Genomic DNA, 20,867 nt, shown 5'->3' with positions numbered 1-20,867 from the left:
GAGAATAAGCAATGACTAACCAATCTGACATCAAGAAACTGGCTGAGCAAATGGCCAGCAGCATGAAAAGCTTCGATGACATCAAAGACTTTCAAAAGCAGCTCATGCAGTCCTTCATCGACACTGCCCTAGAAGCAGAAATGGAAGAGCATCTCGGCTACCCCAAGCATGAAAAGGCAGACAGGCCTAATAAGCGCAATGGGCACACTAAAAAGAGAGTCCGTAGCGACACAGGCGAGCTTGAGATCTCCACCCCCAGAGACCGCGACAGTAGCTTTGAGCCTGTACTTGTCAGTAAGCATCAAACCCGTATTTCAGGTCTTGATGATAAAATCATATTTCACTACAGGCATAGCCTTACGTCTTGCGCTTCGGGCAAGTGTCTCCCAGACACTTGCTGATCCTCGCTCATACGCCAAAGGTCAAACCACCACTGAGATCGTAGAGAGCATTAAAGAGCTCTACGATGTCGACATCTCAAGCTCTCTTGTCTCAAGAGTCACCGATAACATATTAGAGGACATCACCGCTTGGCAGAACCGGCCGCTGAGCAGTGTTTATCCTATCGTCTATTTAGACTGCATTGTCATTAAAGTACGTCAAGACAAGCAGATCATCAACAAGGCAATCTATCTGGCCTTAGGCGTTGCTCTTGATGGTAAAAAAGAGCTGCTTGGCATGTGGCTATCAGAGAACGAGGGCGCTAAATTCTGGCTTGGTGTTCTCACTGAGCTACAAAACCACGGGGTTCAAGATATTCTTATTGCCTGTGTAGACGGCCTAAAAGGCTTCCCTGATGCCATTAATACGGTCTACCCTAACGCTCAGGTTCAGCTGTGTATCGTGCATATGGTGCGCTATTCGATGAAGTTCGTACCTTGGACGGACAAGAAGGCCGTAGCAGCTGATTTAAAGGCCATCTACGGTGCTGATACGCTTGAGATGGCAGAGGCCAACCTTGAGCACTTTGATGAAGTATGGGGCAAAGAGTACCCGCATGTCATCAAGTCTTGGCGTAATAACTGGGAGGGCTTAACGGTGTTCTTTGAGTACCCTAAAGACATCAGAAAAGTCATTTATACCACCAATGCGATAGAGTCGCTAAATAGTGTCATTCGAACAGCGGTGAATAAGCGTAAGGTGTTTCCCTCTGATCAAGCCGCCTTCAAGGTGGTCTATTTGGCAACTCAACAGGCATCGTCAAGGTGGTCGATGCCGATTCGTAACTGGACGGCGGCTCTTAATCGCTTTATAATTATGTTTGATGATCGTATCAGTAAGCATTTAATCTAAATGGCAGTTACACAGAATCTGGGATGGGCTCTTGCTGGTATCATTAATTTCGAGCTAAACCTATGACTTTTGCAAGAGGTCTACTGACTAATCATTTTCTAAGAATAAGGAAGTTACTATGAAGCGTATTATGATGTTATCTGCACTAAGTGGTGTTTTAGCGCTTACAGGCTGCTCGACAATGGATAAAGTATTTGGCACTAATATGTCAGGAATGAATGATAACCAGATGGTTAGTAGCAGCGCCGTACCAGTGACTAGTAGAAACGGTATGCTGGTTGATTCTACTAATTACATGACGCTATATGCCTTTGACAAAGACACTGCCAATAAGTCGAACTGTACAGGTGATTGTTTAGCGGCTTGGCCAGCACTTACCGCCCCTAACAATGCCAAAAGCGTCGGTCAGTTCTCGACTTTTCAGCGTGATGACGGTACTTATCAGTGGGCTGCCAATAACATGCCGTTATACTTCTTTGTAAAAGACACTAAAGCTGGAGATGCAAACGGCGATAATGTAAAAGGCGTTTGGCATATTGTTCCAACTCAATAAAGCCCAATATATTGTAGAGACAAAAAACAGCAGCTATAACTAGTTATAGCTGGTGTTTTTTTATAGTGATACTGTCTGCAATAATACTTTTTAATACTACCTTATTAAGCAGGTCTGTTCGCCTCATCTTCAGAAGCAAGTGCTGCCTTTTTCCTATATAAAGGAAAGAAGTCAGAATTCAAATCTTCCTCGCTCAGACCAACCTTGGCTACCAATTCGGCATATTTCTCTGGGTTGACAATGAGTCTATAGGTTTTAAAATCAAACTCCTCAGAGGGGGAGCTAAAGCCTTTTTTATATTTGTATAGTGAGTCGAGGCTAGCACCAAGGCCACCGCCAAGGTGAAGTAATTTATAGTTATTTTCCCGCCCCCAGTCTCTTGCCACATGAGTAATCAGTTTAGCAGGCTGCAGTTTTCTATAATCGTCGAGCGTTCCTCCTAAATGATACTGCATAATCCCTGACTCCTCACAGGCAGTGTATAAAGAAGAAGCAATAGGCTTATCTTCTTGATAAGCCGTTATCAACAGCAATCTGCCTTGTAGGTTTTTAGACAAATTATAGTAATAATTGTCATCAAAAAAATAATAATCAGTGGCACCAACATTCGCCATCGTCTCTTCATAAATCTTTGAAAAGATTTTAGCGTTTTCTTCGTCCAACGCTTCAACCTTAGTAGTCACATCCATTTTCATTGCTTTTTTGATGCCACGGCGGTGCTGATTTTGAGTTTCTTGCCAGTATTCTTCTTCAGATTTAGTCAAATCAGAGGCTACTGTTAAGCCATGCTTTATTATTTTGCCAATAGCTGGGGGGCGCTCTCGTTCTTTGTTAATGATGGGATGCAGGCGCATAAACAAAGAGACACAGCCTTCTTCATAAAGAAAATCCTGAAGGCCTTTCAACATAATATCCAGCTCATCAGTGGTCACAGTGTCGTCAACCAGCGGACCGCCATACCCATAAGTAGAAGTGGCATCCCAGTACTTAGCGTCAATCTCTCTTATCATTAAAGGCAAATATATTTTTTTATTATTATAACCCCAGTTCGGGATAAGTGATTCATTAAGCTGCTGATAGTATTGATATTTTCTATTACTCTTGAAGACCAGCTAAGTCTTTGAAGACAGGCTTCTCTATAAACTACTGTCAAAAGCATGACTTTATAAGGTCAGATAATAATTATACAAATAGTATCAACAACTTAAGCACTGGCTTATCCCGAACTGGGGTTTTACTACTAAAATCAATCTTCTGTCAAAATATCAATAAAACTCTGCCAAATGGGGCTTTGATGACGCGCTTTATGCCACACCAGCCACCACGTGCGCGCTAAATCAATACCTGCTACTTTCACCTGCACCAGCTCTGCTTTATCCAATTCTGCTTGAATGACATACTGCGATAAGCAGCCAAGCCCAATATCGGCGCTGACCATATGCTTAATGGCTTCTGACTGCTGAATTGCCATGACAATCTCGGCATGCGGTAGATGCTGCAATAACTGCTCATCGATAATCTGCCGCGTCCCCGAACCCGCCTCTCGTACCAGTAATGGCAGCCTTGCCAATCGTTCAGCGCTGAGCTCATAGCATTTTTCTTTATGGTTATAGTCCATGTTTGCCAGCCATTTACTATGAGATTTAGCAAATACCATCAAGGTATCGGTCCGCCAAGCGCGCTGCTCAATGACTTTCATATCTGTCGGGCGCGGCATACCTTCTACAAGCGCAATATCGATATTTAATTGCTCAACCTCGCCGACCACTTCTTGGGTATTGGCAATATACATATCGATATGGGCATCGGGTAGCGCTTCGTACAATTTGGCAAGCAGCGGTGGCAATACATAATTACCGATAGTCGTGCTAGCACCAATATGAATCTGCCCTGCTTGATGCTTATGATAATGCTCAAGCGTTAAAGCTTGTCCCAAAATCGCTTGTGCCTGTATATAGATAGGATGGGCGTTTGGATGCTGATTGAGCCTGCGCCCGACGCGCTCAAATAGCGGCATTTGTAACCGCGCCTCCAGCTCAGTGAGTGCACTGCTGACCGCTGATTGCGATAAATGCAGCTCTTCACTGGCACGGCTGGTACTGCCAGTTTGATAAATACTGACAAACACTGATAATTGCTTGAGGGTAATCTTTGGTAATACCTGCATGGCTTTTTTCATAATTTCTCTGACACCCTATCTTATTGATACAACCTAAAAACCACCTGTTATTTTAAAAACCCTTTATTATCTAAAAAACCATCTTTTTAGCCCAAAGACTTTTATTAACCTAAAAAATCGATAGTTTTTATCTAATTAATCTGTTTTTATTATAGATTGGTCTGCCTTATAATGTCTATTCATAAGCTTATGCTTATTTCGATTATGGACAATAGGACACTTCGTCATGCACGCCTTAACTAAAACAGTGACCAACTACTTCCCAACCAATCGCCATTTCGCAGGTTTGATAGTGGTGTTTGTCGGTAGCTTATTTTGCTTATGGCTAAATACGAGCTTGGATGTCTGGAGTCACGGGCGCATTATAGGCTTGTCTTCGTTAACGCTAGCGATTTTGATCGGTATGATATTGGGCAATACCGTTTATTCTAGTTTCGCTGAGCAGCTACATGTGGGCGTGACATTTGCCAAAGGTCAAATACTGCGTCTCGCCATCATGTTTTATGGCTTTAAGCTGACCCTAACGCAAGTATCAAGTGTCGGACTGTCTGCGGTGATGAGCGATGCGTTGGTATTGACCTCGACTTTTTTAATCACTTATTGGTTAGGTACAAAATGGCTCAAAGTCGATAAACAAACGACGTTATTGATTGGTGCAGGCGCGAGTATTTGCGGGGCAGCAGCTGTTATCGCCGCAGAGCCAGTGATCAAGGCCGAAGCGCACAAAGTCACTATCGCTGTGGCTACGGTCGTGGTCTTTGGCACCATTGCGATGCTGCTTTATCCGTTTTTATACCATCTTGGTTGGTTGCAACCTTGGCTAAATGCTCAGCAGTACGGGATTTATACGGGTGCCACCATTCATGAAGTGGCGCAAGTCGTCGTCGCTGGTAACGCAGTCAGTCCCGAAGTGGGTGACACAGCGGTTGTCACCAAGATGATACGCGTGATGATGCTCGCGCCGTTCTTATTGGTTTTATCTTTTGCGTTGACCAAAGGCAGTAACGATCAAGGTAACAAACCCTCTGTAATGAGCCGCATTCAACAAGTCAAAGTGCCTTGGTTTGCCTTCATATTCATTGCCATCGTCTTACTGCACACTTGGGTGCCGATGACCGCAAGCTTTGAGCGTAGTATGGTGATACTAGACGATGTGCTGCTCACCATGGCAATGTTTGCGCTGGGTCTAACCACGCATTTGGGCGCTATCAAACAAGCTGGCGTTAAACCCCTTATCTTAGGTGCGATTATGTTTGCTTGGTTAATCGTTGGTGGCGGCTTGATCAATATTGGCATCGCTTCACTGTAAAAAAGCTATTTAACCCCAGTTCGGGATAAGCCACATTGTAACTCATTGATACTATTTACAATGTTGCTACCTGTCCCTGCTGAGGCATATTTTTGATGGTGGGTTTATAGGGAAACCAGCAATAAGCAATTAAACCTGACAGCAAGTTTGTGATAAACCCCGTGACACTACGATGGCGTGAGTGTTCGATTTGGCACAAGTTTTTAAGCTCTCCAAACACCGTTTCAACCAAAGAGCGATGATTGAGTAGTGCCTCATCCATAGGCTCAAGTAATTGGGGTTTCATATTACGCCGAAGTTTGGTTATCAACGTGGTATCACTGTGTTTTGTGAGCCACTCGTTTAGGGCTTTACTGATATAGCCTCTATCCCCAAACACCTTGCCAAACACAGGCGTTGCCATATCCTTAACAGGCGCTCTATCATCGGTATTACCCTCAGTGACTTTGACGGATACCAGCTCACCTTTATGATTGATAATGGCGTGTAGCTTAAAGCCATAGAACCAGCCCATGCTGCTTTTGCCTCGGGTTGCAAGTCCTTCAAAGACTTTATGACGGTAGATACGTTTGTTATGACAAACTGCTATCTTGGTTGAATCAATATAGCTGATACCCGTACAGTCGCCCATCATGCTTTGCAAGTAGGCACATAGTGGCATGATACTGCGCGGCACAAGCTTTATAAATCGCGAGTAGCTCGGCAGATTTGGAAACTCCCGTTTCATCATGCCAAGCATGTGATGGTAGTAAAACGCCTTAAACTGTCGATAACGTAATTGATGAAACAGTACCAAGATGGTCATAATCTCTGCTACACTTATCTGGCATGCTCTTAGCCGTTGACGGCCCGTTGCGATTAAATGAGCGTCAAACTCAGGTTTGAATTGCTGATAAAAGTCGTCAATATGGCAGTATAGTTCGGTTAGGTTGTCCATGTAAGAAGTCCTTTTTGCTTAAGTGGTCTTGGTAAACTTACTTTAGCAACTTTGGACTTCTTTTTTTATCTTTTTTTTGAGCGCTTATCCCGAACTGGGGTTATTAATAAGTTAGCGATGGACAGTAAAAATCATCCTTTTCAGCTATAACTGGGCATTGGCGCTATCAACCTCAGCATATACCGCTGTGCTACCATCTTTATTTATTTGCATGATTTGATAAGGGTCGAACTGATTGTTATATTCCATACCAGGACTCCCCATAGGCATACCCGGTACAGCAAGGCCAATGGCGTCGCTTGGCGGGTTTGCTAAAAACTCTGCAACATGCTTAGCGGGTACATGGCCTTCAAACACATAACCATCACTCGTGACCGTGGTGTGACAAGAGCGCATATTATTAGGGACGCCGTAGCGCTGTTTAAATACCGCTAAGTCGGCAACATCTTGCCCCTCAGCGGTCATACCATGATCTTCGGCATGGCTAATCCACTCTTTACAGCAGCCACAATTGGCATCTTTATAAACCGTCGCAGAGACGTTTCTCAGCGCATCACTGTTACTGCTAGCGCTCGGAGTCACCGTTTTAGGCGTTTGGACTTTTGAATTCTGGCTGTCTGTTGCCGTCTCTACAGTCGCTGTGGTTGCAGCAGTGGTATTGGTTTCGCTACAAGCAAATAACGACGATGTCACTGTCAGTAGGATAAGCGCACCAAACAATTTATGCTGCTTAAAAGTTAAGTTATGGTTATCAGGTTTCATACATACCCTCTCGTCATTTATTGTTTATTGTTGCATTTGATATTTAACCCCAATTCGGGATAAGCGCTCAAAAAAAGATAAAAAAAGAAGCCCAAAATTGCTAAAGTGAGTTTACCAAGACAAACTTCACAACAAGGACTTCTTACATGGACAACCTAACCGAACTATACTGCCATATTGACGACTTTTATCAGCAATTCAAACCTGAGTTTGACGCTCATTTAATCGCAACGGGCCGTCAACGGCTAAGAGCATGCCAGATAAGTGTAGCAGAGATTATGACCATCTTGATACTGTTTCATCAACTGCGTTATCGACAGTTTAAGGCGTTTTACTACCATCACATGCTTGGCATGATGAAACGGGAGTTTCCAAATCTGCCGAGCTACTCGCGATTTATAGAGCTTATGCCGCGCAGTATCATGCCACTGTGTGCCTACTTGCAAAGCATGATGGGCGACTGTACAGGTATCAGCTATATTGATTCAACCAAGATAGCAGTTTGTCATAACAAGCGTATCTACCGTCACAAAGTCTTTGAGAGTATGGCGCAAAGAGGTAAAGGTAGTATGGGCTGGTTTTACGGCTTTAAGCTGCATGCCATTATCAATCATAAGGGCGAGCTTGTATCTGTTAAAGTCACTGCGGGTAATACGGATGACAGAGTGCCTGTTAAGGATATGGCAACACCTGTGTTTGGCAAGGTGTTTGGGGATAGAGGCTATATCAGTAAAGCCCTAAACGAGTGGCTCACAAAACACAGTGATACCACGTTGATAACCAAACTTCGGCGTCATATGAAACCCCAATTACTTGAGCCTATGGATGAGGCACTACTCAATCATCGCTCTTTGGTTGAGACGGTGTTTGGGGAGCTGAAAAACTTGTGTCAGATTGAGCATTCACGCCATCGTAGTGTCACGGGGTTTATCACAAACTTGCTGTCAGGTTTGATTGCTTATTGCTGGTTTCCCTATAAACCCACCATCAAAAACATGCCTCAGCAGAGGCAGGTAGCGACATTGTAAATAGTATCAATGAGTTACAATGTGGCTTATCCCGAACTGGGGTTACCCCATTATTGATAGTAGATTCACTGATTTTTAAATTCTAGGCGTCGCTGTCGAACACCGAAGCAAACTTAAATAACTTATGACGCATTATCTAAAATCACTAACTCTTCATCCGTAATCAATACCATATAAACAAAAAATCGCAGCAACGGAGAAAATTGCCATTTATCATTTACAGAGGATCTGTTATCAATCAAAGCGATTCCAATGTTGAACGTACCCATACTATCTTTACTGATGCTACGCAATCCCTTCATATCAGCTAAATTAAGATGGACTTGTGATGCCGCAGGATGAGCAACTAGCCAATTTTTCGCTGGCAGTAATTGTTTGGCAATTTTGATAAAACGTCGTAACGCTTTCTTTTCTTTGATTGAAAAAGGAACAAACGCCTTACTGTAAGATAGATGCTCTTGGCATAGAGCTATAAACCACTGCCAATCATCTAATGAGTTATCTCGTAGTTTTTGAGCACTGCTTTGCAGTGAAGACAGTAATCTATAATCACTTTTGTACTGAATACTTTTTGGAAGGCCATTTGTTCCAATGAATCTAGGGTTATCATGGCTCGAGGTCACATTGGCTACTTTTCGCGCTCGATTTATAATGATATCTGCGTCGTGTAAATCAATATTAACCATTATTGCAGCCTGCTTTAAAGCTATGCCTAAAGCATTTTGCTGTAATAAGAACCAAATGCTATTCATGCCATAGCGCATAAATAACGTTTCTGTCCTACTTTGTGAATCGACTAAAAGGGTCGTGTTTTTAATACATAAGCGAGGCGCTTCATATTTGCGCTGACTAAGACTTCGAAACAACAACTTTCGGACGCTAGTTAGGCTGACGTCGTTATGGTCGATAATGGCATCATTCTCTTTAAGCCTTTTTCTATTGATGCCAGTGACGTTGTTAATGGCAACAACTGGTAGCTTAATATTAGCGCCGCTCAGCGCATAAGTTGCCATTAAAACAGCGATATGGTTGTAATACTCAAAACTGCGCTGCGGTGATAAATGACCCATGATTCCAGATAGAGCGTACCAGCGATCTTGCGCATTAAGATGCTCACCAAGAACGCCATATTTGATCCGTTTAATGTCTTCTTCGTTATAATCAGTCAAAGCTTTAACAAGCTCAGTATCACCACATAGTACAAGTGATAAATTAGTAACCGCCGTATGTCGAAACGCATGAAAGGTTTGCTCCGGCTTATTACCTGGCTTTTTTGGGATGTCCTGTAAGATACGTCTTAGCAGTTGTAGCGGTACGTGATCATCAATTGGCGTCTTTTCAGAAGATAGTGTGAATATAAAGCTTCTAGGATTAAGACCGACAGTACTTTGTGTGTATCTTATAAATAATGCCAACTCGTCTGGCTGCAACAAAGCATAAATAGGGATTCTACGATTGCTGCCAGCTGTTTTTAAATCACGATAAGGATTACTACGAACAACAAGTGACGGAGACGGTGAATTTAGGCCTTCTATATCAATGTACCGTAATCCTAACAGCTCCTTTTTACGCATTCCTGTTCGATAGACCAGCATAATCATCAAAGCAAACATCTCTCGCTCTAGAATATCCACGCTATGCAAAATCTGTGTAATAATCGCGTGATACATATGAAGGGAAATCAACTCAGCACGAACGCGTCGACCCTCTTTTTCATAGGCAATCGTTACTTGTGGTAGATCGTAATTTTCATGAGCAAAGTTATGAAGGCGTTGTAACAGCTTTGCATAATAAGAAATATTTATGTGACGGCGAACTGTGGTTTTGTACTCCAAAATATCCTCATAGAGCACCTCAAAGTCCTCTTCATCCCAACCATCAATAGGCTGATTCATTGAAAAATACAGCCATTCATAGCCAATGCTTCTAATGTATTGCAACACGGAAGTACTTTTAATAGAATTGTCCAACTCATCTTTTAAAAGAGCCAGTATCCAATCTAAAAACACCCTCTCATTAACTGCAGTGTATTGCTCATACCTTTTTTCTATCCTTTGGATCAAAGTAAGCGGTTTATAGCCTAATCTCTTACTTTTTAGACTTCCTACAATTTTAAAATCACTAGCGATATCCGTAATCAGCTCTGAGCGCCGTACTTTTCTACCATGTAGGCTTGGAGTCGTGCTTTTATCTAATATATTTTCTGATCCTTTTATTGACAACTTTAGAATATCGTCTAAGTCGTAATTTTTTACCGATTTCTTATATTGTCCTTCTAAAAATTCTTTAAACTTCTCTTTGGTCAGCCCTGCTGTATTTTGCTTGCTACTCAGTACCGCTACGGAAGCTTGATCAATATCAGCACCATCAAGCATCTCCCAATGGTAACTTGCGTAAGACAGCATCTGCGGAAAAGTTAAAATCGTCAAACCCCCATTGTTAAGCACTGGTTTTAAAGCGTTTATCAAGTAACTCTCAGCACTTTTTTTTAAACTTTTTTCAGCCTCATCATTGATAGCCAGTTTATTTTTTGCTTGGCGATATCGTAGCAACCAGCATTGGCTGACCATATCTAGAACAATTTGCTGAGTGTTGTAAAGCTGATTTTGTGTGTTACTACGCTCATTGCCATAATACGCTTGTAGAAACCGGACTGATATTAGTAATCGCTTATTGATAAATGGCTGGTATTTTTCATTTATTAGAGCCTCAAGCCAACTTTCAAGTATGGCTTTACTATTAATGCCACCATACATGATGCCAGAGTAAACCAGCCATCCTAATATTTCTTCTAAGCTATACTCACTCGTTTGTGTCCAGTGGTGACTTACCGCTCGTACCATCTCATTAATTTGCTTACCTTTAGTGATCCAATCATTATTAATGAGGAGCGGATTAAATTTTGTGGGCAATACAGTCTTGATATTAGGATAGCGATAATCATTAAGCATAAAATGCTTGTTTTGATAGTCAATAAAACGATTTACCACTTTATAGGCTTGTTTAACTCTTTTCTCTGTTTGGCATGTCTGCGTGATGGTTTGATGAGCATAGCTTTGAAACTCTAAAAACCCTTCTGCATCTATGGGCCTGATTTGTTGATTTAAAACAATATTGAACTGTTGCAACAGCAAATCCCAACGCCACCAGCGCTTATCAAAATATATAATGCGACATCTATGCTTCTCTACTAAAAAAGTATGGCTATGATAAGCACAAGCTTTACGAGAGTATTTTTTAGTATCTTTTAGTATCTTGATATTATCAGGATACGCTTGACGTAGTTGCTCCCATTTGGTTTGAAACTTAGCAAGCAATCCAATTTCAAGCTGCTTGGCCTTCCCTACCTCTTCTAGTATTTGAGGGTCAGGGATATAAGCCTTTTTTCTTCCATCAAATTTTGCCAGTGTATCTATAATTTTAGGCGGCTTGATTTCATTTACGAGCACGACATGCTCCATTCATCATGATTGTTTTTGATATTAATTTCTTTTAAACCCAATGTCTCTGCCAGCTGTTCAAACTGATCACCCACTTGTTTAATCTGATGCTTACTAAGTGATGAGAAACGTCCTAATGCATGTTGGCGCGCTTTTTCATGACCAACAACTGCATTGATGAGCACCATATCAACGCCTAGTCTTTCAAGTTGAGTCCGTACAAAATGACGGGTCCAATAAGGGTCAGTGTCAATAATATCTTTGGTCATATGATAAGCGTCGCCTCGTTTGATGACATCAAGTGTACTGAAGTTCTCTGATAGCAGTCGCAATAATGCGATCTCATTACCTAGACGTATCTCATCAATACATTCGCTAATTTCCTGTTTCAATAAATTATTAAGCTGATAACCAATTAAATAGCTCCGGTAATCGCTTAGTAAGCGTATGAGTGTCGAACATAAAGGTATGAGTCTATGACTCTTTGATTTTCGATTGGGTTTGTCATCAATCATTAGCCAGCCAGCCTCAAGATCGATATCGCTCATCAGTCCGATACCGTTATTTGGTCGTACACCCGTTAATAAACAAAGTACAAACCATACGAAAATGCTGATACGATTAAAATGTGTATTGGCATCAGTACTGCTGTCCGCCCATGCTTGCAGCTCAGTGATAATCTCACGAACATAATTTGGCGTAAATGCAAATCCAGAACCTAACGTGTACTTGTGCCAAGGGGTGATATATGACATATCAAAGTGATTGTCTTGATTAAATATACTCAGCGCTAATTTATAGTGAGACAAAATCTCTTCGCTAAGATGACTGCTGTAATACATGGCTGGAGCTTGAGAGGCAGGCGTTCTGCAAATCAGGTCAGCGATGTGAGCATTGCTGTTTGGCGTGTAGCGAGAAAGCACCACATGCAGTGCAGTCTCAATACGATTCGTTGATAAGTACGGCAAACTTATTTTAGCGCGTAGATAGGTAAGATATTCTTGAATACCATTATCTGATGGTAGCTCACCTGTTAATATTTCATCGATAAGCCATTGCGGGACAGGAATTTTAATGATGTCAAGCTGATTTTCATACTTACTACCATTAAACGCTTCTTGCCGTTTGGTAATACCAAGCGAATGATGAATGTAGCTTCGATTCAAACCAATTTTAAAAATACTCGGATGACCAATGTATCCTGCAATAGTTAAAGATTTAATGGGCAACGCTGTAATCATAGACAGCAACAAAATGTAAGCACAGTCCCGATTGGAAGTGTTGGTTGAAAACTGAGTATCTTGGCAAAGCGCTGAAAATATCCGCTGATAGCTGGACTTTGGTAGTACCCGAACGTTTGAATTGAGCGCGAGTTCTTGTTGAGAAATGTGGTTTTGTTGCAGCGATAAGTCTATCGTTTGGAGCGGAAAAGACAGCCCTTTTGGCAAGTCAGTAGTGACTTCATAACTTATAAAGGGCGGGTCATAATGATCAATACTTTCTTCATATGTGGTGGTTAAGCCCTCATAACTCTCAGTCATCGCCGTATAAAACTGCGATTGCGACTCTAATACGAAATCTTCAAAATGTTCATCATTCGACCCTAGGTCATTTTGAACATTATTGACTGCTAACAATACAGGTTGATTGGCTAGGCTAATAGGCTTTATCTGGTTATTGGGTTCTATTTTTAGACGTTTTTTCACATAGTGAGCATCTTGATAAGACGCTATGATCTTATTAATTTGTCTGACATCAGGAAGCTTTAAAAACTCTTTTTGTGTACGATCACCATACTTAATCGCTAAACGCTTTGACACATCTTGTAGTGATATCAAGATATTATCTACTTTTTGCTCTGGTATCTCAGGAAGCTCACGCCAAATCCAGGTTCGTGTTGCTGCCTTTGAGAATTGAGCCAGTTTAAATTGCATCAAAATATTGTGCATATGCGTCTTTTTGCCATGATATATAAGCAAAACCGCAGTGTGTAACGCAATTGCAAGCCAATACAGCTTCTGCCGAAGACGAACGGTTTGACGACGCTTATACATGATATTTTGCATCAAAATTAAGACTTGCATTATAAGCGGCTTTTCACTGAGCTCAGATCTGCCAATGTGCATATCACGCTCGGCAACCGGTCTCTCATGCAATATTTTTATCACTTTATTAATCAGTTGCTCTTGGTGATCAGCATTGCAATAACCTTCCTGAACCACTGCTACGATATCACCAATAGCTGCTACTGCCCTTTCTCTATTCTTAAAATCGTCATGATCGCCTTGGTGGTTGATGGTCTGTTTGATAACGTCGAGACTCGGTACATCGCGAAGATGGTAGTGAGACTTAATAGTTGACATTATTTTTGTCCTTTTTATAACGTTTATAATAAGTCTGCTCATGAATGTTAATAAGATTACAAAAAGTACCGATAGAGAATTTTTTTGAGCTAAAAAGCTGCTGGTTTATATCAGCAGTGAGAGATCTATTTAAATGAATATAAATTAACCTGATATCTAAATATTTTTGATATCTACATATAAGGTCAATCAATTCATAAAATGCATATTTAACCTCGAATTGCGCTTCATTAATTTTTACTATGGATACTTTCTCTGCGCACAACTCTTGGTTAAGATCTACAGTTTTTAACAGATAAAAAACTTCAAAGTTATTCACTAATTGTATTACTTCGCTGGTTTTTATAAATAGTATAGGCTTGGCTAGCGTCAGATTTTGATAAGCTATAAATGTGTTCGAAGATTTAATTTGCGGACGAATGAACTGATTATAGATTTCAAACAATTTGACGATGTCATTAACAATCACGACTGAAGTCTTTTGTAACTTAGCAATAGTGACATTATCCATTTTATATTCCTCTAAAATTTGACCTCTACCCTTGTTAAATACCTTACAACTTTAAAGGATATTAAAAAAGCTGCTCTGAGAGATAAGCGTCAATTGGTGTCGCATATAATTAATTCTGATTTTGATGCTAAAGTGGATGAGAATGACTTGTATTCTAGTTAATCCCCTTACTCACGAGGAACAGGGCTGGTAGCGTAAAGTGATGTTAGCATGCAACGTTTTTATAGCGTGTCGGCTCAAATACTTAAACATCGTAATGATTACTACAAAATATTAGAGCGTACTCAAAAAGGGAATGCAGATGTTACTGAATGGTTGATTTGGTTTTTACAAGCTTTAGAGTAAACACTATTATGCGCACAGAAAACCACGGATAAAATCATCAGTAAAGCCAGCTTTTGGCAGACCCACCGTCAGCAACTATTGAATCCAAGGCAAGTAAATATGGTCAATGTACTGTTGATTAGTGTTTAAGGCAAACTCATGATCAAAAAAAAAGGGGGGGGGGATAATGACGAAGTGTTCGGCGAATACTGAATTGAAAGCTATTAAGGATTTGGTAGAAAAAAGCATATTAGAGAAGTCTACTGCTTAAGGGCGCAGTACGAGTTATGAGCTAGTCTTATAAAGCTTACTCTCTATCGTAAAAAAACAGTATGACCAAAGAAAAATCAATATACTCGAGAATTCTAAGTTAGTCAGATATCCCTGACCACAGGGGGCCCTCAGTGCCTGCTACTAAAAAGGTTGGCTGCTTATTTTTAAGTTTTGTTAAAAGCTCTATTTCTGTTAGACGTTCATAGATCTTGATTAGATTACCATCAGGATTTTAATGCACAAATCACTTATCACACTGATGTCATCGAATAAGGTCAATAAACTGGCTCATGCCATCTAAGATCCTTAGCGCATATTCGCGTAAATTAATAAATAGATTTCTATTGAACTTTTTTTAATGTTTTTTAGTATCACCAACAATCTTGTCCATCAAGGCAAACAACAGGCCTGAAAGTACAAACGTCATATGAATAATCACTTTCCACATCAACCTATCAGCATCACTCTCACTCATCTCTTTGGGTATATCCATAAATGATTTAAGAAGATCGATAGCAGAAATGGCAACAATAGCACCGATGACTTTAAGTTTTAGGCCAGAGAAATTAATTTTTCCCATCCATTCAGGACGATCCTCATGATCCCCTGTATCAATTTTTGAGACAAAGATTTCATAACCACTGAATATAATGATGAGTAACAAACTTGCGACCAATGACATGTCGATAAGAGCTAACGCACCAACGATCACATCGGCTTCAGACGCACTGAGCACATGGGTGATCATATGCCACATTTCTTGGAAAAATTTGATAAATAATAAAATAATACCGAGTACTAATCCCAAATAAAATGGGGCTAGTAGCCAACGGCTATTAAATATGATTTTCTCTAATCTTTGCTCAGTTTTCTTTAGCATAGGGATCTCTTAAGGTTTTCGATGGTATTAATTACAAGGCTTAATATGATGACAATCACATTATTGGTAATCGCAAATGCATTAATCATGCTTTCAAGGCTGAATGGGAGGTTAAGGACTTCAAAATATAGAAAATAATAATACCTTTCCTCATAATTGCGCTGGTTGCTTATGCTACTATAAAACTGAGCCTTCTATTGCTCAATTTTTTATGCCCATTTTTCTTAACGATTACTCTAACTTTTATAAGGAAAGACACTGATGTGGTTGGCAATACTTGCAGTAGTCGTAGGACTAGCAATTTTGGTATGGAGTGCTGATGTTTTTATTGATGGTGCCGTCGCTTTAGCTAATAAGTTGAATGTACCCAGTTTTTTGATTGGTGTCATCATTCTAGGTTTAGGTACTTCAGCACCAGAGATGATAGTGTCCATGTTAGCTGCTTTAGAAGGTAGCCCTGAGCTAGCATTGGGTAATGCTTATGGTTCTAACATTGTTAATATCGCCTTAGTATTAGGCGCAACGGTATTGATAAGTCCAATTATTATCCGAAAAAGTATTATCAATCGTGATATGCCCTTACTACTGTTGGTGACGGCAGTAGCTGCTTGGCAATTAAGCGATGGCGTCTTAAGTAATACCGACGGTATAGTATTAATAGTACTTCTAGTCGTTGTCTTAGGCATACAAATCATCTTGAGCCTGCGTGAAGGCAACCACGAACATGAAGGCGATACTGTAGAAGAAACTGCAAAAGCTGAACACAGTATGGCGCAAGGTTTAGGTAGGTTGTTTCTTGGTTTGCTCGTATTAATACTAAGCTCGCGCGCTATCGTTTGGGGCGCTATCGAACTTGCTACTTTATGGGGCTTGAGTGAGCTTATCATTGGTCTCACTATCGTCGCTATCGGTACGTCACTGCCTGAATTAGTTGCGAGCTTGTCGGCCGCACGTAAAGGCGAGCATGATATGGCTTTGGGTAATATTATAGGCTCTAACGTTTTTAATACTTTAGGAGTCGTAGGTGTAGCAGCACTCATTGCGCCTATTACTCCGAGTAGCATTATTCTGTCGCGTGATATATTAGCGATGGGTCTCTTAACCTTACTACTGTTTGCGATGTGCCTATTTGCATTTAAAACCAAGCGTGCATTCGGTCGTACTTCTGGCACCACCTTAGTACTATTTTTCGTCGGCTATACTGTCTGGTTAATTCAGACGGTCAGTATGTAGCAAGTTACTAATAATCACATACGTTTGATTCGACAGTTTACAGTTTCTAATAATTCGTCATAGACTTTCATGTAATTACCTAGGCATCTTCAAATTGAACCGCCCCGACTTTATCGGAGGCTGATTTACTTTAGTCAGGCAGCAATGCCTGACAGGATTAAATTATCATAATACCGCTTTTCGGTGGTGGTTCAAAAAGTAGGCTAAATTAAACATACCCATGATTGATGTAAAAGAAAGCTAAATCAAAGGCTTTAAAGTGATTTTCCAGTTTTTTAGAAAAGTTACAACTTCGCCTAAATGCTCGCCTTACTCGATGTCTGATAGTGCAATTATTACCTTCAATGCCGACCGTGAAAAACTTGCCAATGACTTGGGTAAAGCCCTTAAAACCAGTAACAAAGCTATCCCAGGTATCACTAGCGATTCTAGCACAACTTACGCCTAGGGCTTTCAGCTTAGCTTTAAGCTTTTTGACAGTGTTAAGGTCTCGTTTTCCCCACACATAGGCAACAATTTCACCTGTGTCACGGTGATAGGCATAAATTAGCCATTGTTTGTTGGTTTTTTTACCTACGAATGTCCAAAGCTCATCAATTTCAAGACAGTCGTATTGCCTTTGCTTGGGGGTTATTGGGTAGTGACACTTTTTTAGGGTGGCTAGTACTTTGCCTTTGCTGATTCTCTCAACGCAAGCGATGTCTTTTATGCCACTGCCTCGAACCATAAGATATCGTATTTTGCTATCTTTTTGGGAGTGACATCCTTGGTACGTTAAGGCATGGTCTCCAATAAACTGCCGTTTGCAGTCTTTGCATTTATAGTTTTGTTTACCATAGCTTTTGAAGCCATTTTTCTTTATATTGTCACTTAGACAGGCTGGGCATTTGATGTATAGTGTGATGTGCATTTCACTATTTTATCAATTTCTCAGCCTGTTTTTTTCCCAGCCTACTTTTTGAACCACCACCCGGATTCAGATACCTTTATGAATAAAACAACTTTTAAAATATCGAAAATGGACTGCCCTTCGGAAGAGAACCTAATCCGAATGAAGCTAGATGGCAATTCGGATATTGAATATCTTGAATTCGACATTCCTAATCGTCAATTAACCGTATTTCATCATGGTAATGTTGAAAATATACAGCATGCTATTCATGACCTAAATTTAGGCGACACCCTACTTTCAACCGAAACTATTGACCCCTCTAATTCAAATGATAATATCGAAGTCAAAACTAACGCTAATCATGAAAAAGACGCGGAGCAACGTAAGCTACTGTGGATAGTGCTGGTTATTAACTTTGCCTTCTTTATTATCGAAATGAGCACTGGGCTGATTTCTCGTTCAATGGGATTGGTTGCCGACAGCTTAGACATGTTAGCAGATAGCTTCGTGTACGGAATCAGCTTGTTTGCTGTTGGTGGAACGGTTGTAAAGAAAAAACGTATTGCTAGAATTGCTGGATATTTTCAAATCACGCTAGCGATTCTCGGCTTTTTAGAAGTAATAAGACGTTTCTTTGGCAATGAGCAGTTACCTGACTTTTCTACCATGATTGTTATATCGATTCTTGCTCTGATTGCAAACTCAATCTGCCTTTATATATTGCAAAAATCGAAGAGTAAAGAAGAGGCTCATATGAAAGCCAGTATGATTTTCACTTCAAACGATGTGATTATCAATTTAGGGGTGATTGTTGCAGGTGTTCTGGTGAATTGGTTAAACTCGAGTACCCCTGATTTAATTATTGGGAGCATCGTATTTGCTTTAGTTATTCAAGGCGCCTTTAGAATACTAAAGTTAAGTAAATAGCTGAGCCTAGTAGCTCAAGCAAATAGCCCAAGTAAGTAGCTTAATCAAACCGCTAAGTGTAAAGTAGCTAGGTTTGAAGGAAACAAACATCATAAGGATATGAGACCTCGAGCAGGTGGTGGTTCAAAAAGTAGGCTGGGAAAAAAACAGGCTGAGAAATTGATAAAATAGTGAAATGCACATCACACTATAGGCTAATGATAGGGCAAAAGCGCGGCGACCAGTCCCATAATTCAAAAGCCTGTTATAGATAGTTCCATATTAACAGTCTATTTTGAGTAGTCTGTTAATAGGTTTAAAGGGTGAAATAGCTGGTTCCTTTGGGGTATACATAACAGTGTATTTTTTGAGGATGTTTTTTTACGGTGTGATGATAAACTTTAGCGCTAGATTATGAATGACTAAAGGGGTAAGTTTTTTGTCTGAATTAAAAACAGTTGGGCTTTTTGCCATTACGGCATTAGCAGAGATTGTAGGTTGCTATTTGCCATACTTATGGCTGAGAGAAGGTAAGTCAATATGGCTACTTGTCCCTAGTGCGCTTAGTTTGGTCGCTTTTGTATGGTTGCTGACTTTACATCCAACCGCCGTTGGCAGAGTTTATGCCGCCTACGGTGGAGTGTATGTAACAATGGCAATTCTATGGTTATGGGCTGTTGATGGTATTCGACCAACGACATGGGACATATTAGGTACAGCAGTGGCACTTCTAGGTATGGCTATTATTATGTTTGCACCGCGCAATACATAGGATACGGTTGTTTTAACCATCACGTGCTAAAAACTCCAATAGAGTGGGAACATTCTCTCTAGCACTGCGTCCAGCACCAATCAGAGTGGCAGAACCTGGGCTTGCCCAGTCACCATAACCAAATAACCATAACCGAGGCTCCTTGACCGCTTGCCCATCTTTAACTTGCACTTTTCCATCAGCTTCTAAGACATTTAAAGGTGCTAGATGGTCAAGATTTGGTTCAAACCCAGTACACCAAATAACGGCATCTATCGTTTCTTCACTACCATCAGCCCAAATGACGCCTTGTTCAGTAAATTGGTTAAACATAGGTACTGAATGTAAAACCCCTTTGTCACGTGCCGCCTTGACGGGAGGCACCATGACGATATCACCGATACCGCCCTCAGGATCACCATTATTGCTGCCAGTAATACGTGCTGTTGCTCTTTCAAACAGGACACGTCCATCGACATCATCGGCTAAAAACAATGGGGGCTCACGTGTTACCCAGCTGGCGTTAGCCACTTCAGCCAGCTCCGCATAGATTTGTGCACCTGAATTACCACCACCTACTACCAATACGCGCTTATTTCTGTAGGCGTCTGGGCCTTCATAATGCGCGGAGTGGCATTGCTCCCCAAGATACGCTTGCTGACCTTTGATAGAAGGAATTATAGGATTGCTCCAGGTTCCCGTTGCGCTCACGACGGTTTTTGCCAACCATGTAAAACTTCCATCAGTCACCCGTAAGCAATTGTTTTCATCATCACGCTGTACGCTTTGGACTTGATAAGGTCGGTAGATTGGTAACTTATAATGTTCTTCGTAGTCAGCAAGGTAATGGATGACCTCGTCTCTATGGGGATACTCTCCATCTTTTGCTTTTGGCATCAAGCGACCTGGCAAGGAGCTCATAAGAGCAGGAGAAAATAGGCGTAACGATGGCCAAGTATGCTGCCACGCGCCGCCACTTTGGTCTTGATTGTCAAGAATGATGAAGTCAAGTTTCGCACGTCTCAGATAGTAGCCAACGGCTAAACCGGCTTGACCACCGCCGATAATGATGGTGTCGAATACTTTAATTGACATAATGCTCCTTAGTGTCTGCTACCAGAAAAATCAATTGCTCATACTGAGGCTTGCTTTTTACTCTTCAGATCTTAATTGAATACATGTTTTGACGAAATTTTTATCGACATCTTGATTCAGCTTATCATGCAAATAATC

At 40.9% G+C, this 20,867-nt stretch carries 17 protein-coding genes and 1 pseudogene; 7 read left to right on the top strand and 11 right to left on the bottom strand.

All coding sequences use genetic code 11. The features are described 5' to 3' along the window. The first annotated feature begins 11 nt into the window (after positions 1 to 11). Together JMW90_RS12005 and JMW90_RS12000 are read left to right on the top strand one after the other, a co-directional pair. A pseudogene (locus tag JMW90_RS12005) lies at positions 12 to 1,293 on the top strand (IS256 family transposase). Between the two features lie 118 nt (positions 1,294 to 1,411). Further along, positions 1,412 to 1,846: a COG4315 family predicted lipoprotein gene (locus JMW90_RS12000; protein WP_201564462.1), complete on the top strand. Its 435-nt coding sequence runs from the start codon at positions 1,412 to 1,414 to the stop codon at positions 1,844 to 1,846. Between the two features lie 104 nt (positions 1,847 to 1,950). Here JMW90_RS12000 and JMW90_RS11995 read toward each other — a convergent pair whose 3' ends face one another. Beyond that, positions 1,951 to 2,778: a GNAT family N-acetyltransferase gene (locus JMW90_RS11995; RefSeq protein WP_157822716.1), complete on the bottom strand. Its 828-nt coding sequence runs from the start codon at positions 2,776 to 2,778 to the stop codon at positions 1,951 to 1,953. A gap of 314 nt (positions 2,779 to 3,092) precedes the next feature. Then, positions 3,093 to 4,025: a LysR substrate-binding domain-containing protein gene (locus tag JMW90_RS11990; RefSeq protein ID WP_068037308.1), complete on the bottom strand. Its 933-nt coding sequence runs from the start codon at positions 4,023 to 4,025 to the stop codon at positions 3,093 to 3,095. Positions 4,026 to 4,251: 226 nt separating this feature from the next. Between JMW90_RS11990 and JMW90_RS11985 the strand changes: the two genes are divergently transcribed. Continuing rightward, the gene (locus tag JMW90_RS11985) at positions 4,252 to 5,334 is read left to right on the top strand and encodes a YeiH family protein (protein WP_068037311.1); all 1,083 of its coding nucleotides are present in this window, start codon (positions 4,252 to 4,254) and stop codon (positions 5,332 to 5,334) included. Between the two features lie 55 nt (positions 5,335 to 5,389). Here JMW90_RS11985 and JMW90_RS11980 read toward each other — a convergent pair whose 3' ends face one another. Beyond that, positions 5,390 to 6,271 (bottom strand): IS982 family transposase, encoded by an 882-nt coding sequence (locus JMW90_RS11980; protein WP_068037314.1) that lies wholly within the window; start codon positions 6,269 to 6,271, stop codon positions 5,390 to 5,392. A 144-nt stretch (positions 6,272 to 6,415) separates the two neighbouring features. Further along, positions 6,416 to 7,033, bottom strand: a complete 618-nt coding sequence (locus JMW90_RS11975; protein WP_068037317.1) for a DUF411 domain-containing protein — start codon at positions 7,031 to 7,033, stop codon at positions 6,416 to 6,418. 146 nt (positions 7,034 to 7,179) lie between these two features. On the opposite strand from JMW90_RS11975, the gene JMW90_RS11970 reads away from it, so the two are divergent. Next, positions 7,180 to 8,061 (top strand): IS982 family transposase, encoded by an 882-nt coding sequence (locus JMW90_RS11970; protein WP_201564461.1) that lies wholly within the window; start codon positions 7,180 to 7,182, stop codon positions 8,059 to 8,061. A gap of 122 nt (positions 8,062 to 8,183) precedes the next feature. Here JMW90_RS11970 and JMW90_RS11965 read toward each other — a convergent pair whose 3' ends face one another. The 5 genes from JMW90_RS11965 to JMW90_RS13795 all read right to left on the bottom strand — a co-directional run bounded on the left by JMW90_RS11965 (position 8,184) and on the right by JMW90_RS13795 (position 15,941). Continuing rightward, complete coding sequence (locus JMW90_RS11965) at positions 8,184 to 11,510, bottom strand: site-specific integrase (protein ID WP_201564460.1); 3,327 nt, start codon at positions 11,508 to 11,510, stop codon at positions 8,184 to 8,186. After that, positions 11,501 to 13,864: a site-specific integrase gene (locus tag JMW90_RS11960; RefSeq protein ID WP_201564459.1), complete on the bottom strand. Its 2,364-nt coding sequence runs from the start codon at positions 13,862 to 13,864 to the stop codon at positions 11,501 to 11,503. The genes JMW90_RS11965 and JMW90_RS11960 overlap by 10 nt, the downstream gene beginning before the upstream one ends. Further along, positions 13,851 to 14,375, bottom strand: a complete 525-nt coding sequence (locus JMW90_RS11955; protein ID WP_201564457.1) for a hypothetical protein — start codon at positions 14,373 to 14,375, stop codon at positions 13,851 to 13,853. The genes JMW90_RS11960 and JMW90_RS11955 overlap by 14 nt, the downstream gene beginning before the upstream one ends. A gap of 952 nt (positions 14,376 to 15,327) precedes the next feature. Next, positions 15,328 to 15,852: a TIGR00645 family protein gene (locus JMW90_RS11950; RefSeq protein ID WP_068037376.1), complete on the bottom strand. Its 525-nt coding sequence runs from the start codon at positions 15,850 to 15,852 to the stop codon at positions 15,328 to 15,330. After that, the gene (locus JMW90_RS13795) at positions 15,846 to 15,941 is read right to left on the bottom strand and encodes a hypothetical protein (protein ID WP_227514060.1); all 96 of its coding nucleotides are present in this window, start codon (positions 15,939 to 15,941) and stop codon (positions 15,846 to 15,848) included. The genes JMW90_RS11950 and JMW90_RS13795 overlap by 7 nt, the downstream gene beginning before the upstream one ends. 172 nt (positions 15,942 to 16,113) lie before the next feature. Between JMW90_RS13795 and JMW90_RS11940 the strand changes: the two genes are divergently transcribed. Further along, a complete protein-coding gene (locus JMW90_RS11940) occupies positions 16,114 to 17,085 on the top strand; it encodes a calcium/sodium antiporter (protein ID WP_068406836.1) in 972 nt (323 codons plus the stop codon). A gap of 208 nt (positions 17,086 to 17,293) precedes the next feature. Here JMW90_RS11940 and JMW90_RS11935 read toward each other — a convergent pair whose 3' ends face one another. Next, positions 17,294 to 17,995: an IS1-like element ISPssp2 family transposase gene (locus tag JMW90_RS11935; RefSeq protein ID WP_011959554.1), complete on the bottom strand. Its 702-nt coding sequence runs from the start codon at positions 17,993 to 17,995 to the stop codon at positions 17,294 to 17,296. Between the two features lie 78 nt (positions 17,996 to 18,073). On the opposite strand from JMW90_RS11935, the gene JMW90_RS11930 reads away from it, so the two are divergent. Beyond that, entirely contained in the window at positions 18,074 to 18,904 is an 831-nt protein-coding gene (locus tag JMW90_RS11930; protein ID WP_011959978.1) for a cation efflux transmembrane domain-containing protein, read from the top strand. Between the two features lie 418 nt (positions 18,905 to 19,322). Then, positions 19,323 to 19,655, top strand: coding sequence for a YnfA family protein (locus tag JMW90_RS11925; protein WP_201564455.1), 333 nt, complete (start codon positions 19,323 to 19,325; stop codon positions 19,653 to 19,655). 12 nt (positions 19,656 to 19,667) lie between these two features. Here the strand turns inward: JMW90_RS11925 and JMW90_RS11920 are convergent, their stop codons facing one another. Beyond that, on the bottom strand, positions 19,668 to 20,729 hold the full coding sequence (locus JMW90_RS11920; RefSeq protein WP_201564453.1) for an ArsO family NAD(P)H-dependent flavin-containing monooxygenase: 1,062 nt from the start codon (positions 20,727 to 20,729) through the stop codon (positions 19,668 to 19,670). Between the last annotated feature and the right edge of the window lie 138 nt (positions 20,730 to 20,867).

This window comes from Psychrobacter glacincola (assembly GCF_904846215.1).
Lineage (GTDB): Bacteria > Pseudomonadota > Gammaproteobacteria > Pseudomonadales > Moraxellaceae > Psychrobacter > Psychrobacter glacincola.
The sequence above is the reverse complement of the archived record's forward strand: the minus strand, read 5'-3'. Positions and strand labels throughout refer to the sequence as shown.